Below are 13926 nucleotides of genomic sequence, written 5' to 3'. Positions count from 1 at the left end.
CCGATAAGCGCGGGCGGTGCAAAAAGTTCCAGTGTATCGCGCATGGAGAAATCCGGGATTCTCGTTCTGTTCTGCTAGGCGCGCTCGCGCAGCTTCCAGTAGCCTTCCGGCCCGGTGTCGTAGCGGGTGGTGTGGCGATGGCGGGGCCGGTCAGGCCGCCGGGATGGCGTCGCGGGATCGCGGGCGTGATGGCCGACGTCTGGCCGCCGCGCGGCGCGCTGGCTGGCGGTTGGCCCGCGATCGGCTCGGCCGCATGGCCGTCCTTTGCCGCGCGCCTCAGGGGCTGGGCGCGCGAGGAGGCCGGCGCAGGGCGGCTGCTGCCATGGGTGCCCGTGGCCTTCGGCGCCGGCATCGCGCTGTATCTCTCCGCAGATCACGAGCCGGTGTTGTGGGTCAGCGCCATCGCCGCGGCACTGTTCTGTCTGGTCGCCATGCTGATGCGGCGCCAACCGCTGTTTCCGGCGGCGGTGATGATCGCGGCCGCCGCCTGCGGCTTCGCGGTGGCGACGGTGAAGACCGCGCGCGTGGCGCATCCGGTGCTGGCGCGACCGCTCTATTCGGTGTCGCTCGCGGGCTTCGTCGAGGCGCGCGACATTCGCGGGCGCAGCGACCGCATCGTGCTGCGCGTGACTGCGATGGAGAGCCCGCGCAATGCGATCACGCTGGCGCGGGTGCGGCTCGCGGTGCGCAAGGGCACCGCCCCGGACGTCGGCAGCTTCGTGCAGCTCAAGGCACGGCTGTTGCCGCCACTCGCGCCGGTGCGGCCGGGCGCCTACGATTTCGCGCGCGACATGTTCTTCCAGGGCATCGGAGCCTCCGGCTTCGTCATGGGAACGATCACGACCGTGACGCCGCCGCAGGCGGCCGGCTTCGGCCTGCGCTATGCGGCTGTGATGCAGGGCCTGCGCGATGCGATCGATGCGCGCATCCGCGCCCGGCTCGACGGCGATGAGCGCGCCATCGCCACGGCGCTGTTGACCGGGCGGCGCGACGCCATCACGCCCGATGTCAACGACGCGATGTTCGTCTCCGGCCTCGGCCACGTGCTGTCGATCTCCGGCTATCACATGGCAGTCGTCGCCGGCGTCGTGTTCTTCGCGGTGCGCGCGCTGCTGGCGCTGATACCGGGCCTCACCGTCAGCCATCCGATCAAGAAGTGGGCGGCGGTCGCGGCGCTGGTCGCGGCCGCGTTCTACCTCCTGCTCTCGGGCGCGGAGGTCGCGACCCAGAGATCCTTCTTCATGACGGCGGTCGTGCTGATCGCCGTGATGGTCGACCGTCGCGCCGTCACCTTCCGCACGCTCGCGGTCGCCGCGATGATCGTGCTGGTCGCAGCGCCCGAGGCGCTGGTGCATCCGAGCTTCCAGATGTCGTTCGCGGCGACGCTCGGCCTCGTCGCGCTGGTGCAGTTCGGCCTGCCGAGATTGTTCGCGACGCCGGACAGCTCCGCCTCGCAGCGCATCGCGTTGTGGGGCGGGCGCGAGCTTGCGATGCTGCTGCTGGCCTCGCTGATCGCGGGGCTCGCGACGACGCCCTACGCCGCCTTCCACTTCCATCGCGTCACGCCCTACGGCGTGCTGGCCAATCTCGCGGCGATGCCGGTGGTGTCCGTGCTGGTGATGCCTGCCGGCCTGATGGGACTGCTGGCGGTGCCGTTTGGCCTTGACGGCTTCTGGTGGTCGCTGATGGGTTTCGGGATCGACTGGATGATCGCGGTGACGCGCTGGGTGGCGGCGCTACCGGGCGCGGTCGGACGGATTCCGGCGTTCGGCATCGGCCCGCTGATCCTGGCCAGTCTCGGACTCATCCTGATCGGGCTGTTGCGGACGCCGCTGCGCTGGTCGGGCGCCGTCGTGCTCGCGGCGGCCACCCTGTGGGCCGCCACGACGCCGTTGCCCGACATTCTCATTGCCGGAGACGGACGCGCGGTGGCGGTGCGTGGCCGCGACGGGCGCCTGCATGTGATGCGCACCGGCAAGGACGTGTTCGTCACTAAGGAGTGGCTCGCCGCCGATGCCGATGCGCGCCTGCCCGCCGATGCTGCACTCGGTGACGGTGTGTCCTGCGACGAGGCGGGCTGTGTCGTGGCGATGGCCGATGGCCGTTTCGTCGCCATGACCTTGCGCGCCGACGCCATCGCCGATGATTGCGTCCGTGCCGCGCTGATCGTGACCGCGCGCGCCGCGCCGTCGTCGTGTGCGGCCGCCGTGATCGACCGCCCGCGTCTGCAGCAGCAGGGCGCCTTGATGCTGGTGCAGCGGGGCGCCGGCTTCGCGGTCACGCCGGTGCGCACTGGTGGCACGGATCGCCCGTGGTGGCCGGCTTCGGCCGATACCGGCGAATTCGACATGACCCTGACACCGCGCGCGCCTGCGTCGCGTGGCCAGGATGCGACTCCGCCGGAGGCGGAGCAGGTGATCGAGGATTAGTTCGTCCGGCTTCCGCGCTGATGCTCGCGCCCTCGGCTTCGGCAGGTGCCGGCCGAGGGCTGCGGGCGAGCGATCCGAGACGACGAAATCGACGACGCGTGTCAGGTGATGCTGATCCGGCGAATCCGCGTCGTCTGCGATGCCGGCGCCTCCTCCGCGCTATCCGGACGGTGCTCGCCCGGCTGCCTGGTGACGGGCAGCTGCAGCACGGTGACGCGCTGGCCTTCGCAGAGCTGCGTGACGAGCACGTGCCGGCCGTCGGCAAACTCGATGGCGTCGTGATGGCGGTCGGGGATGTGCTTTTCGATCGTGTTGAACTTGGCGACGCGCTCGCGGATCGTCCGGGTCCAGAGCCAGCGGCTGTCGTAGCGGACGTCCTCGGCGAAGGCGAGCTCGGTGCCAGGCAGCATGCACACCGCAACGTTGGGCTCGGTCTCCACCGCGAAGCCGCGGGTCGCGGTGCCGCGGAAGGTCGTCGATATCAGCGTCTCGCCGACCTTGGCAGGACGGGAGGCAACGGCATGGAGGCTGTAGTCACACATCGGATCGCTCCTCGCTGAGAGATAGCCGACCCACGCTTCCCCCCGGACAGGCGCAGGCCTCTATCAGAGTGGACATCGAGGCGATGTTAGCGCGCGCTTCACGGCAATTCTGCGCTGATCTGCATGGCGTGTGGCCGCTGATGATCACAAGCGTTTGAGCGTGCCGCGCTGCACATCATGAGGTGCATTCGCGTGTGACTCGTTTTTGAGCTGCGGCGACGCTCCAAGCATCGCGCCGCCGCTCAACTGTGCATGTCGTCCGATGCCAGCGCGTCCGCGCTCAGCACGTGCTCAGTACTTGCGATAGAGCCCGACCAGCTTACCCTGGATCTTCACCCGGTTGGGCGGCAGGATGCGCACCTCATAGGCGGTATTGGCAGGCTCCAGCGCGATCGAGGCGCCGCGGCGACGGAAACGCTTCAACGTCGCTTCCTCATCGTCGATCAGGGCCACCACGATGTCGCCGGTGTCGGCGGTCTCGTTGCGCTGGATCAGCGCCATGTCGCCGTCGAGAATGCCGGCATCGACCATCGAGTCGCCGCGCACCTCGAGCGCGTAGTGATCGCCATTGCCGAGCATGTCGGCCGGCACGCTGATCGTGTGGCTGCGGGTCTGCAGCGCCTCGATCGGCGTACCCGCGGCGATGCGGCCCATAACAGGCACCGCGACCGGGCGCTCGCCATCATCGAGCGCGGGCGTCGAGGTCCGCACCTTGCCGAGATTGCCTTCGATCACCGACGGCGTGAAACCGCGGCGATTGTTGCCGGCCTGCGACAGCTCGGGCAGCTTGATCACCTCGATGGCGCGGGCACGGTTGGGCAGCCGGCGGATGAAGCCGCGCTCCTCCAGCGCCGTGATCAGGCGGTGGATGCCGGACTTCGAGCGCAGGTCGAGGGCATCCTTCATCTCGTCGAATGACGGCGGCACGCCGGCTTCCTTGAGCCGTTCATTGATGAACCGCAGAAGTTCGTACTGTTTGCGCGTCAGCATCTCGACCTGGTCCCCAGTTTGTATCGTCCGAGTCCGCGCCCTGCGTCCAAGGGCGAATGGGAGTTGGACGTTCGTATTCGCGTCGCCCGCAACATACTAAAAACAAATCATGAACGGACACTATATGTTCGATGTGTGTTCCGCAATCCTAAAAATATGATGAACGATCCGGGCTTTGCCGGGGAAAACCGCTCAGTTCGGCAGGCGCAGGATCTCGCAGGGGCTGCCGGCCGGCGCCTTCGGCGCAAAGGCCGGACGGATCACGAGCGCCTGGGAGAGCGCGAGATGGCCGAGCAGCGACGAATCCTGCTGCGTCACCGGTGTCGCGACCAGCGTGCCGTCGGCGCGTTCCTCCAGCCGGGCGCGCAGATAGTCCTCGCGCGAATCGTTGGCGGCGAGCTCGCGGCCGAGCAGGGCGGTCTCGCGCGGCATCAGCGCTTCGTCGCGGCCGAGCAGGCGTCGAATCAAGGGGACCAGGAACAGGATGGCGCAGACATAGGACGACACCGGATTGCCCGGCAGCCCGATCACCCTCATGCCGCCGAGCCGGCCATGCATCATCGGCTTGCCCGGTCGCATTGCGATCTTCCAGAACGCCATCTCGACGCCCTCGGCCTCGAGCGCCTGCTTGACCAGGTCGTGATCACCGACCGAGGCGCCTCCGGTGGTGACCAGGATGTCGGCCTCGGCCTCGCGCGCCCGGCGGATGCCGGCAACCGTGGCGTCGAGCGTATCGGCGGCAATGCCGAGATCGACAGGCTCGGCGCCTTCGCTGCGCACCAACGCGCGCAGAGCATAGCCGTTAGAATAGACGATCTGGCCCGGACCCGGCGTCGCGCCGGGCATCACCAGCTCGTCGCCGGTGGCGAGCAGCGCTACCCTCGGGCGCCGCCGCACCGGCAGCGCCGGATGGTTCATGCTGGCGGCGAGCGACAGATCGCGGTCGCTCAGCCGGCGCCCGGCGCTCAGCAGCACCATGCCCTCGTGGAAGTCGACTCCTGCCGGCCGGATGTGACGGCCCGTGATTGCGGCCTCGCTGAGCACGACGTGATCGCCGTCCGCGATCGTGTCCTCCTGGATCACGACGGCGTCGGCGCCGTCCGGCACCACGCCGCCGGTGAAGATGCGCGCCGCCTCGCCAGGCCCGAGGACGCGATCGAACGGCCGCCCGGCGGCGACCTCGCCGATCACCTTGAGCCGCGCCTGGGGCTTGTCGGCATCGGCCGCGCGCACCGCATAGCCGTCCATCGCCGACATCGCCTCCGGCGGCTGCGTCCGCAGCGCCGCGAGGTCACGCGCCAGCACCCGGTGAAACGCCTCGTCCAGCCCGACCATCTCCTCGGCCAGCGGTTCGGCGCCGGCGAGCACCGCAGACAACGCATCGGACACCGGCATCAAGGCCATGAGAGTTCCTTCGGACGGAGGCGGGACGACTCGCGGGAGTCGCGTTCTAACCGAACGTGCACGGCGCGGCCAAGTCCCCGGGGCAAGTCGCTTCCGTTGGATCGGGACCGGCTGGACCGAGAGAACCGATCAGACCGGATGTCCGATCCGCATAGTCGGTTCGACTTAGACAGCAGCGTCGTCGTTCGTCGCTCTCCTCCGCGTGTCTGCCCGACGGGCAATTTCCGCATCTCCGCCATGCGCCAACTGCCCGTCGTGTTAGTTTGCCGCACTGTTTCCGCTTGCGCCGTCGGGCAGATCACCTGCATCTTCTCGCGCATCCCGCCTCGATGAAGAGGGACGGTTCGCGGTCGTCACGAAACGTGAGGTGGGGAGGCGGTGGCTGCAGTCTGTCGCAACGCGCTGATGGCGCGTGGACGAACGGCGGATTGCAGGCGGTCAAGTCGCGTGGTCTCGACACCCCGACGCTGGTGTCAAGCGCAAGGCGCTCGAAGCGCATTGTCGTCATGGTGGCCAACAAGCCCGGTGCACCAGGGAGAGCGCGAAGCAGCCGACAAGCCCACCGCGCAGGGAATGCCGGATGACCGGCTGAACCTGTGGTACCTGCCGCCTGCATTTTTGTTCGCAGGCGGGCCATGGGTTGCGGCCAGCACCCGGCATTCCCTGCGCCCTCTTCGCTAAGCGAGGGCGGAACGAACCGGATCAACTCGGGCGTTTCAGCCGCGGGATCGTGGACGTGTGTGCTGACGGCGAGGTGCCAACCGTGCGTCTTGATCAGCGAGCGCTATTCTCCGCGTGCAACGTTGCCGCCTGATGGCACGCTCTCTCCGCCCGTCATTCCGGGGCGCGCGCAGCGCGAGCCCGGAATCCATAACCACGACCGGTCGAGAGGATCGGGATGTCTGCTCGCTTGACCTCCTTCACCAATCACCGTCCCGGAGTATGGATTCCGGGCTCGCGCTGCGCGCGCCCCGGAATGACGCGTGGAGAGAGACGTGGACTCACGTCCTGCTTCGGCGCGCTGCTCCGATCGGCGTCAGTCTTACGGCGCCGTCTGCGCCTCGATCTTGAACTGCGCCAGCGCGCTCGGCGGGTCGATCGCGATCAGCTGGGCGAGCTGCATGGCGGGCACCTTGGCGCGCGGCGAGAGCTTCAGCGTAAACGTCTGGCGCGGCTTCTCGACGAAGCGGCCGAGGGCGTCGACCGCGGCGGCGACATCGGCGTTGTCGGCGGCGAACTGTGCGCCGATCGCCTTGATGCTGTCGACCAGCGCCTTGCGCGCGGCGTCACGCGGGATCGCGTGCGTTCGCGCATAGTTGGCGACGAACACGTCGACGGCGCCGAGATCGCGCAACGCCAGTTCGATCCCCGACGCCTCGATCTGCGCCGCCGCCGCCGTCGCCTGCTGCAGATCGACCGTGAACACGTCGCGCGGCACGCGCGCCAGCGAGACGCTGGCGGAGGCACCGATCAGATTGCTGACCTCGAGCTTGAACGGCGACAACGCGAAGGTGCCGGCGCTCTCGGTCCAGCCAAGGCCGAGATCGGCATCGAGCGCGGCTGTGTCGATGCCGGCGACCAGCAGCGGCAGGAAGGCCGGGTTGGAGGGATCGAGCGGCCCGGCCATCTTGGCGACGAGGCGTGCCTGCGTCGGGATCGGGCCGACATACTGGCCCCAATCGAGGCTGATCGTGTCGATCTGCACCGGCTTGTCGCCGGACTTGTAGGGTGTCGACAGGGCCTTCAGCTCGATGCCGGCGAGCAGCTTGAGCATCTCGGCCGCATCGGCCGGGGCGGGCTTGGCGCCGGCGGCGGAATATTTGGCGGCGAAATGCATCAGGCCGGCGAGATCGAAGCTCTTCAGCGCGAAGCGGCCGAGCTTGATCGGCCCGTTCGGCCCGCGGCCGTCAAACCCCTCGACGGCGATGTCGCCTTTGCCGTCCTGGAGGTCGAGGCGGAACGAGGCGAGCTTGGCGGGCCCTTGCGGCGTCTCGATCGACAGGCCGCGGAGTTCGGCATTCTTGATGGCCATGCCCTCATAGATTCCGGCGACCCTGTCCATCAGCTCGCGTGCCTGCTCGGGCGTCGGCTGGGCGGCCGGCGTTGCCGGAAGGACGGCGAACAGCGCGGGCAGCTGCAGCCGGGAGGGCCGCACGCTGAACTCGTCCGCGCTGGCGCTGTCCATGCGCATCTTCAGGCCGGAGTCCGTGGTGATCTCGTAGGCGCCCATCGTGAACTTGCCGTTGATGCGATAGGTCTTGTCGTCCTTGGCGGCGTCGGGATCGAGCACGGCCAGGATCGCGTTGGCGTCCATGTCCTGATGGACGATGCCGGCCATGCGGCCCTGCATCTTGTCGGCCTTGCCGCCCGGCTGCTGCGGGGTCATCGTGAAGGTGACCTCGTCGAGTTTGTAGCTGGCGATGCGGCCGGCCTTGATGGTCTCGAACGTGAGCCCGGAATAGGCGAATTCGGCCGGGCCGGCGGAGGGGCCGCCGTCCATGGTGCCCGTGGTGCGCGGCACGGAGACCGACGATGCGCTGATTGTCACGAACTGCTGGGCGAGCGCCCGGTAGGTGTCGAGCATGCTGGCGCCGGAGGGGATCGCGGCAAACCGCGCCGGACCGGCATAGTCCTTCACCACCAGCTGCGGCAGCCTGTAGCTGAGCCGCATCGGCGCTGCGCCGGCCAGGCTGCCGGCCATCGTGACGTCATTGACCTCGATGCTGGACGCCGTGACATGCTCGCTGTCGGGCTGGTTCAGCCCGGTGGCGACGATGCTGCCGAAGGTCACGCTGGCCGGCGGTTGGCTGGTCGATGCCAGCTTGACGTCGGCGATCGTCAACTTGCGCGACCACAGGTCGAAGGCGACCTTGCCGTGGCTGGCCGTGGCGCCGTTCTGGCGGATCTGGGCGAAATTGGCCTCGACCTCGCGCTCGGCGCGCGCCTGGGCGTACCAGGGGACGCCGATGAAGCCGGCGGCGCCCAGGGCTACCGCTACGAGGACTGCGATGACGACACGTTTCATTTCGATATGCTCCGCCCAACGCTTAGGCAGCAGAGGGGTGATGGTCTCAGGGAAATCGATGGAGTAGGGATGTGCTTCTGCGAATTAGGGAATCGCTGGCCCGGGATGCCGACGAACATGGTTTCGGATGTTGCATGAAAGCCGTCCAACGTGCATCACATGCGCTTCCACCGGCCGGAAAAACCGACGTCTGAACGAAATTCAAGAGACCAAAAATCCGGGTCGGAAACGCTGGAGCACGTATGTCGTCGTCCTTTTCTGAAGATCTTCGTTCCGCAGCCCTGGCCTATCACCGCCTGCCGCGGCCCGGCAAGCTGGAGATCCAGGCCTCCAAGCCGCTCGCTAACCAGCGCGACCTCGCGCTCGCCTATTCTCCGGGCGTGGCCGCTGCGTGCACCGAGATCGCCAACAATCCGGCCGAGGCCGCCACGCTGACCGCGCGCGCCAATCTCGTCGCCGTGGTCTCCAACGGCACCGCGGTGCTCGGGCTCGGCAATATCGGCCCACTGGCCTCCAAGCCGGTCATGGAGGGCAAGGCGGTCCTGTTCAAGAAGTTCGCTGGCATCGACGTGTTCGACATCGAGATCGCCGCCGACACCATCGACCGCGTGGTCGAGACGGTGGCGGCGCTGGAGCCGACCTTCGGCGGCATCAACCTCGAGGACATCAAGGGACCGGAGTGCTTCGAGATCGAGGCGCGGCTCAAGGAGCGCATGAAGATCCCGGTCTTCCATGACGACCAGCACGGCACCGCGATCATCGTCGGCGCGGCGATCAAGAACGCGCTGTCGCTCGCCGGCAAGCAACTGTCCGAGGTCAAGATCGTGACCTCGGGCGCGGGCGCCGCCGCCATCGCCTGCCTCAATCTGCTGGTGTCGATGGGCGCGAAACGCGAGAACATCTGGGTCTGCGACATCGACGGCGTCGTGCATGAGGGCCGCAACACGCTGATGGATCCGTGGAAGGCGGTCTATGCGCAGAAGACCGACAAGCGGACCTTGGCCGACGTGATCGGCGGCGCCGACATCTTTCTCGGCCTTTCCGCCGGCGGCGTGCTGAAGCAGGAGCTCTTGAAGCAGATGGCCGAGAAGCCGCTGATCATGGCGCTCGCCAATCCCAACCCGGAGATCATGCCGGAGGAGGCGCGCGCGGCGCGGCCGGACGCGATGATCTGCACCGGGCGTTCGGACTTCCCGAACCAAGTCAACAACGTCCTCTGCTTCCCCTTCATCTTCCGCGGCGCGCTCGACGTCGGCGCCACCGCGATCAACGAGGCGATGAAGCAGGCGGCGGTCGATGCGATCGCGCAGCTCGCGCAAGACCCGCCGTCGGATGCGGTGAGCCGCGGCTTCGACACCGGCGAGACGCAAGGCTTCGGTCCGGGCTCGCTGATCCCCTCGCCTTTCGACCCGCGCCTGATCCTGCGCATCGCGCCGGCGGTGGCGAAGGCGGCGATGGAGTCCGGCGTCGCGACCCGGCCGATCACCAATTTCGACGAGTACACCGCGCTGCTCGAGCGCTTCGCGTTCCGCTCCGGCCTCGTGATGAAGCCGGTGTTCGCGAAAGCCAAGGCGCAGCCGGTGCGCGTGATCTACGCCGAGGGCGAGGACGAGCGCGTGCTGCGCGCCACCCAGGTGGTGCTGGAGGAGAAGCTGGCGCGGCCGATCCTGGTCGGACGTCCGAGCGTCGTCGAGGCCCGCATCAAGCGCTTCGGCCTGTCGATCAAGGCCGGGCGCGACTTCGATCTCGTCAATCCGGAAGACGATCCGCGCTACCGCTCCTATGTGCAGAGCTACATCGAGATCGCCGGCCGCCGCGGCGTGACGCCGGACGCGGCTCGCACCGTGGTGCGCACCAATGCGACCGTCATCGCGGCGCTCGCGGTGGTCCGGGGCGAGGCGGACGCAATGATCTGCGGCGTCGAGGGACGCTATATGAGCCATCTGCGTCATGTCCGCGAGATCATCGGCTTCATGCCGGGGGTCAGCGACTACGCGGCGCTGGCGCTGACCATCACCAGCAAGGGCGCCTATTTCATCGGCGACACCCAGGTGCGTCCTGACCCGACCGCCGAGGAGCTCGCCGAGATGGCGTCGCTCGCGGCCAATCACGTCACGCGCTTCAACATCAAGCCGAAGATCGCCTTCGTCTCGCACTCCGATTTCGGCGGCTACGACACCGACTCGTCACGCAAGATGCGGCAGGCGACCGCGCTGCTGAAGCAGCATCGTCCGGACCTCGAGGCCGACGGCGAGATGCAGGGCGACACCGCGCTGTCGGCGACCGCGCGCAAGGCGATCCTGCCGCATTCCGATCTCGAAGGCTCGGCCAACGTGCTGATCATGCCGAACCTCGACGCCGCCAACGTCGCCTATCAGATGATCAAGGTGCTGGCGGATGCGGTTCCGGTCGGTCCGATCCTGATCGGACCGGCGCGGCCGGCGCATATTCTGACACCGTCGGTGACGGCGCGCGGCATTCTCAACATGACGGCGGTGGCCGCCGTCGAGGCCCAGGAGCGGGCGGGGAGGGCGCAGCCGACGCTGTTCGCATGACCTTGTTGGCGTGATCGAAGTGTGGCGGAATTCGTCCGGTTTCGGTCGTATTCCGCCCGTCTTTATTGTTGAAAAGCGTTCGCGACGTCACATATCCGGCCTGAGGGGCCGGCGACACATGGTTTGAAGTTGATCGTGAGGGCTGGAATGCCGGGTTTCATTACGTTCGGGCGCGTTCTGTTTGCCGTGATCTTCATCTACACGGGCGCGACCAAGCTGTTCGGCATTCAGGCGACCGCCGATCTCATCGCCGCCAAGGTCACGATCCCCACCGTGCTCGCGCCCTACGCGGCGCAGCTCGAGGCCGCCGCGAAGATGCCGATGCCGCAGATCCTGGCGATCGCGGCCGGCGCCTTTGAGGTCTTCGCGGGCGCCATGATCGCGATCAACTTTCTCGGGCGGTTCTTCGCCGCTCTGATGATCGTCTTCGTCGGATTGACGATCTTCTATTTCCACGATTTCTGGAATCAGGCCGCCCCGGACAACGCCAAGACCCTGATCGATGCGCTGAAGAATCTCTCGATCATCGGCGCATTGTTCATGATCTTCGGCTACGGCAAGGGGCCGAAGGCGCCCGAGCAGAGCGCCTATGGCGACATCTAGCAACTCGCCTCAGGCGGCGCGCTTCCAGGCGGTGACGCAGACGTCGTGGTCGGGATCGAGCATCAGCTGATTGGCGGGCGCAAAACCGTGGGCCGTCAGCACCTGCTGCGGCGAACGGCTTGGACCGACCTCCGTGAAGCAGGGGGCGCCGCCAGGCAGCGAGACGTGGGGTGCGAGCGACAGGAAGAAGGTGTCGTAGCGGTCCATGAACATGTCGAACACGACCGGCCCGCCGATGATGGCCGCGGTGCCCGTCGTGACCCCGGCAGCCGCGCAGGCGGCCTCGAACGAGGCGCCGGCCGGGTTCCACAGCGTCGACAGCGGCTTCTCGGTGTCCGGCGCAATCCCCGCCACCGAGCGTGTCACGACCAGCCGCCGGCGCTTCGGCGAGTTCGGCTGGTCCTCATAGGAATTGCGGCCGTGCACGATCAGATCGGCACTGTCGAGCGCATCGGAGAAGAACATCGCGTCGCCGGGGAATTTGAGCGCTGCCGGCATCACATTGCGGGCGTCGGCCAACATTCCGTCGGCCGACACGATCACGTAACCTTCGAGACGAAGCTTGGTCACTGACGAAACGGATCCTCGATCATTCGGACACTGTCGTCACAACGCTCGAGACCGGCCTTTGGCTCACCGTCGGCAGCTTCGCGACCTTGCCGAGCTGCTCGTCATAATTGGGAAGCGACTGCACCGGCGCCTTTGCCCGCATCGCGACCACCTTGTAGCCGCCGGCCTTCAGGCGGCGGAGCAGCTCGGGCAGAGCCTCGGCGGTGTGCTTGTGGAAGTCGTGCATCAGGATGATGCCCTTGCCGAGCTTGTCGAGCTTCTTGAAGGTGACGTCGATCACCGCCTGCGCATTGCGCGCCTTGAAGTCGAACGAGTCGAGGTCGCAGGAGAAGATGCCGATGTTGCGGCTGCCGAGATAGGTCACCATCTCCGGCGGGTGCTGCAGCGCAGGAAAGCGGAAGAACGGTGCGGGCGAGTTGCCGCCCAGCGCCCATTTCACGGCGCTGATGCCGAGCTCGATCTCTTCCTTGCGCTGGTCGTCGGTCAGCTTCTTGTTGGTCAGCGCGGCGTGCGACCAGGTGTGCGTGCCCACGGTATGGCCGGCATTGTACACCTGCTTGAGGATCTCCGGGTAATAGGTCGCGTGCTTGCCGATGATGAAGAAGATGCCGGTGGTGCACTGGTCGGCCAGCGCCTTGAGCACGCCGGGGGTGTTCTCCGGCCACGGGCCGTCGTCGAAGGTCAGGACGACCTCGTGATCCTTGAGGAAGTCGAGGTCCTTGAAGTGCTCGAAGCCGAAGCCCGGGCCGCCGGTCGTGTCGATCTCGACGGTGCGGCCGACGCCGAGCGCCTCCGGATTCATGCAAGGCGCGCGCGGCGGCTGGGTCTGAGCCGCCGCCGGCTGAGCCGCGGCCGGCGCGGGGGCGGCAGCCGCCGCCGTGCGCTGGGCCTGCGACCAGGCCGCGCCAGACGTCAACAGCGACGCTGCCAAAGAGCTTGCGAACACCAATCCAGCCGCAATCCGCATCTCGTGTTTCCTCGGGGTTGTTGCAACGGGAGCGCCAATGCCAGGAGTCGCTCCACCATCCGGGCAAGGATACTAGCCCAGCCGCCGGATCGGCGCCAAAAGGAAACGAGGCAAAAGCACGGGGAAGTTGTCAGCTTCCGCCGCATTCTTGCCAAGTGTTGCTCAGCCGTTGGCGAGCATCCGGGCCACCGCCGTTTTCACCCGGGTGTCGGTGGGCTCGACCGAGGAGGCGAAGACGTCGGCGATATAGCCGTCGCGCCCGATCAGATACTTGTGGAAGTTCCAGCGCGGGGTGTCTTTGGGGCGCGCCTCCGCGGCCCAGCGGTAGAACGGGTGAGCATTGGAGCCGGTGACCACCGCTTTGGCGGTCATCGGGAAGGTAACGCCGTATTGCTTGTTGGCGAGATCGGCGATATCGCCAGCGATCCCGGGCTCCTGGTGGAAGTCGTTGGAGGGCACGGCGATGATCGACAGCCCGCGCTCGTGGAACTCGCCCCAGAGCTGCTGCAGGCCGGTGTATTGCGGGGTGTAGCCGCACTGCGAGGCCGTGTTCACGACCATGACCGGCTTGCCCGCGAAATCGGCCAGGCGAATCGGCTCGCCGGACAGCGCCGGGAAGGAGAAGCGGTAGGCTGTGGTCTTGCTCGCCGTGCCGTCGGCGCGGGCGCCGTGCGACGTCAGTGCCAAGCTCGACAATGACGCGCCGAGGCCGAGAACAACCATCCTGCGATCGATCATGTGAATCTCCCTGTGCAGATCCAGCCCCGGAAAGGACGCAAGCCCCACGTTCGCCAGCCGGTACTGAAACGGCGACGGCTTTACGTTGGATCAGACTGCGTTC

Annotated in this window: 10 protein-coding genes; 3 read left to right on the top strand and 7 right to left on the bottom strand. The window is 67.3% G+C overall.

Annotation, left to right across the window (positions count from 1 at the left end; genetic code table 11):
- Positions 1-137 precede the first annotated feature (137 nt).
- The gene (locus tag QXZ94_RS10855; protein WP_315720402.1) at positions 138-2429 is read left to right on the top strand and encodes a ComEC/Rec2 family competence protein; all 2292 of its coding nucleotides are present in this window, start codon (positions 138-140) and stop codon (positions 2427-2429) included.
- A 101-nt stretch (positions 2430-2530) separates the two neighbouring features.
- On the opposite strand, the gene QXZ94_RS10850 is transcribed toward QXZ94_RS10855, so the two are convergent.
- The 4 genes from QXZ94_RS10850 to QXZ94_RS10835 all read right to left on the bottom strand — a co-directional run bounded on the left by QXZ94_RS10850 (position 2531) and on the right by QXZ94_RS10835 (position 8390).
- On the bottom strand, positions 2531-2971 hold the full coding sequence (locus tag QXZ94_RS10850) for a hypothetical protein (protein WP_315720401.1): 441 nt from the start codon (positions 2969-2971) through the stop codon (positions 2531-2533).
- A 291-nt stretch (positions 2972-3262) separates the two neighbouring features.
- Complete coding sequence (lexA, locus tag QXZ94_RS10845) at positions 3263-3961, bottom strand: transcriptional repressor LexA (protein WP_315720400.1); 699 nt, start codon at positions 3959-3961, stop codon at positions 3263-3265.
- 192 nt (positions 3962-4153) lie between these two features.
- On the bottom strand, positions 4154-5365 hold the full coding sequence (gene glp, locus QXZ94_RS10840; protein WP_315720399.1) for a gephyrin-like molybdotransferase Glp: 1212 nt from the start codon (positions 5363-5365) through the stop codon (positions 4154-4156).
- 1042 nt (positions 5366-6407) lie between these two features.
- Positions 6408-8390: a hypothetical protein gene (locus QXZ94_RS10835; protein WP_315720398.1), complete on the bottom strand. Its 1983-nt coding sequence runs from the start codon at positions 8388-8390 to the stop codon at positions 6408-6410.
- Positions 8391-8632: 242 nt separating this feature from the next.
- On the opposite strand from QXZ94_RS10835, the gene QXZ94_RS10830 reads away from it, so the two are divergent.
- Positions 8633-10945: an NADP-dependent malic enzyme gene (locus tag QXZ94_RS10830; RefSeq protein ID WP_315720397.1), complete on the top strand. Its 2313-nt coding sequence runs from the start codon at positions 8633-8635 to the stop codon at positions 10943-10945.
- Positions 10946-11092: 147 nt separating this feature from the next.
- A complete protein-coding gene (locus QXZ94_RS10825; RefSeq protein WP_315720396.1) occupies positions 11093-11548 on the top strand; it encodes a DoxX family protein in 456 nt (151 codons plus the stop codon).
- 9 nt (positions 11549-11557) lie between these two features.
- On the opposite strand, the gene QXZ94_RS10820 is transcribed toward QXZ94_RS10825, so the two are convergent.
- From QXZ94_RS10820 to QXZ94_RS10810, 3 genes are all read right to left on the bottom strand, one after another.
- Entirely contained in the window at positions 11558-12118 is a 561-nt protein-coding gene (locus QXZ94_RS10820) for a dihydrofolate reductase (RefSeq protein ID WP_315720395.1), read from the bottom strand.
- Between the two features lie 19 nt (positions 12119-12137).
- The gene (locus QXZ94_RS10815; RefSeq protein ID WP_172132102.1) at positions 12138-13085 is read right to left on the bottom strand and encodes a polysaccharide deacetylase family protein; all 948 of its coding nucleotides are present in this window, start codon (positions 13083-13085) and stop codon (positions 12138-12140) included.
- Between the two features lie 162 nt (positions 13086-13247).
- Positions 13248-13823, bottom strand: a complete 576-nt coding sequence (locus QXZ94_RS10810) for a glutathione peroxidase (protein WP_315720394.1) — start codon at positions 13821-13823, stop codon at positions 13248-13250.
- Between the last annotated feature and the right edge of the window lie 103 nt (positions 13824-13926).

The sequence above is a fragment of the Bradyrhizobium sp. SZCCHNS2022 genome (genome assembly GCF_032377575.1).
Classification (GTDB): domain Bacteria; phylum Pseudomonadota; class Alphaproteobacteria; order Rhizobiales; family Xanthobacteraceae; genus Bradyrhizobium; species Bradyrhizobium aeschynomenes.
This window is presented reverse-complemented; position numbering and strand designations above follow the sequence as displayed.

What these genes read in the sequence shown, in the direction of transcription:
- QXZ94_RS10855 (WP_315720402.1), top strand. Translation starts at nt 138, where the DNA reads ATGGCGGGGCCGGTCAGGCCGCCGGGATGGCGTCGCGGGATCGCGGGC.
- QXZ94_RS10850 (WP_315720401.1), bottom strand. Translation starts at nt 2,971, where the DNA reads ATGTGTGACTACAGCCTCCATGCCGTTGCCTCCCGTCCTGCCAAGGTC.
- lexA (WP_315720400.1), bottom strand. Translation starts at nt 3,961, where the DNA reads ATGCTGACGCGCAAACAGTACGAACTTCTGCGGTTCATCAATGAACGG.
- glp (WP_315720399.1), bottom strand. Translation starts at nt 5,365, where the DNA reads ATGGCCTTGATGCCGGTGTCCGATGCGTTGTCTGCGGTGCTCGCCGGC.
- QXZ94_RS10835 (WP_315720398.1), bottom strand. Translation starts at nt 8,390, where the DNA reads ATGAAACGTGTCGTCATCGCAGTCCTCGTAGCGGTAGCCCTGGGCGCC.
- QXZ94_RS10830 (WP_315720397.1), top strand. Translation starts at nt 8,633, where the DNA reads ATGTCGTCGTCCTTTTCTGAAGATCTTCGTTCCGCAGCCCTGGCCTAT.
- QXZ94_RS10825 (WP_315720396.1), top strand. Translation starts at nt 11,093, where the DNA reads ATGCCGGGTTTCATTACGTTCGGGCGCGTTCTGTTTGCCGTGATCTTC.
- QXZ94_RS10815 (WP_172132102.1), bottom strand. Translation starts at nt 13,085, where the DNA reads ATGCGGATTGCGGCTGGATTGGTGTTCGCAAGCTCTTTGGCAGCGTCG.
- QXZ94_RS10810 (WP_315720394.1), bottom strand. Translation starts at nt 13,823, where the DNA reads ATGATCGATCGCAGGATGGTTGTTCTCGGCCTCGGCGCGTCATTGTCG.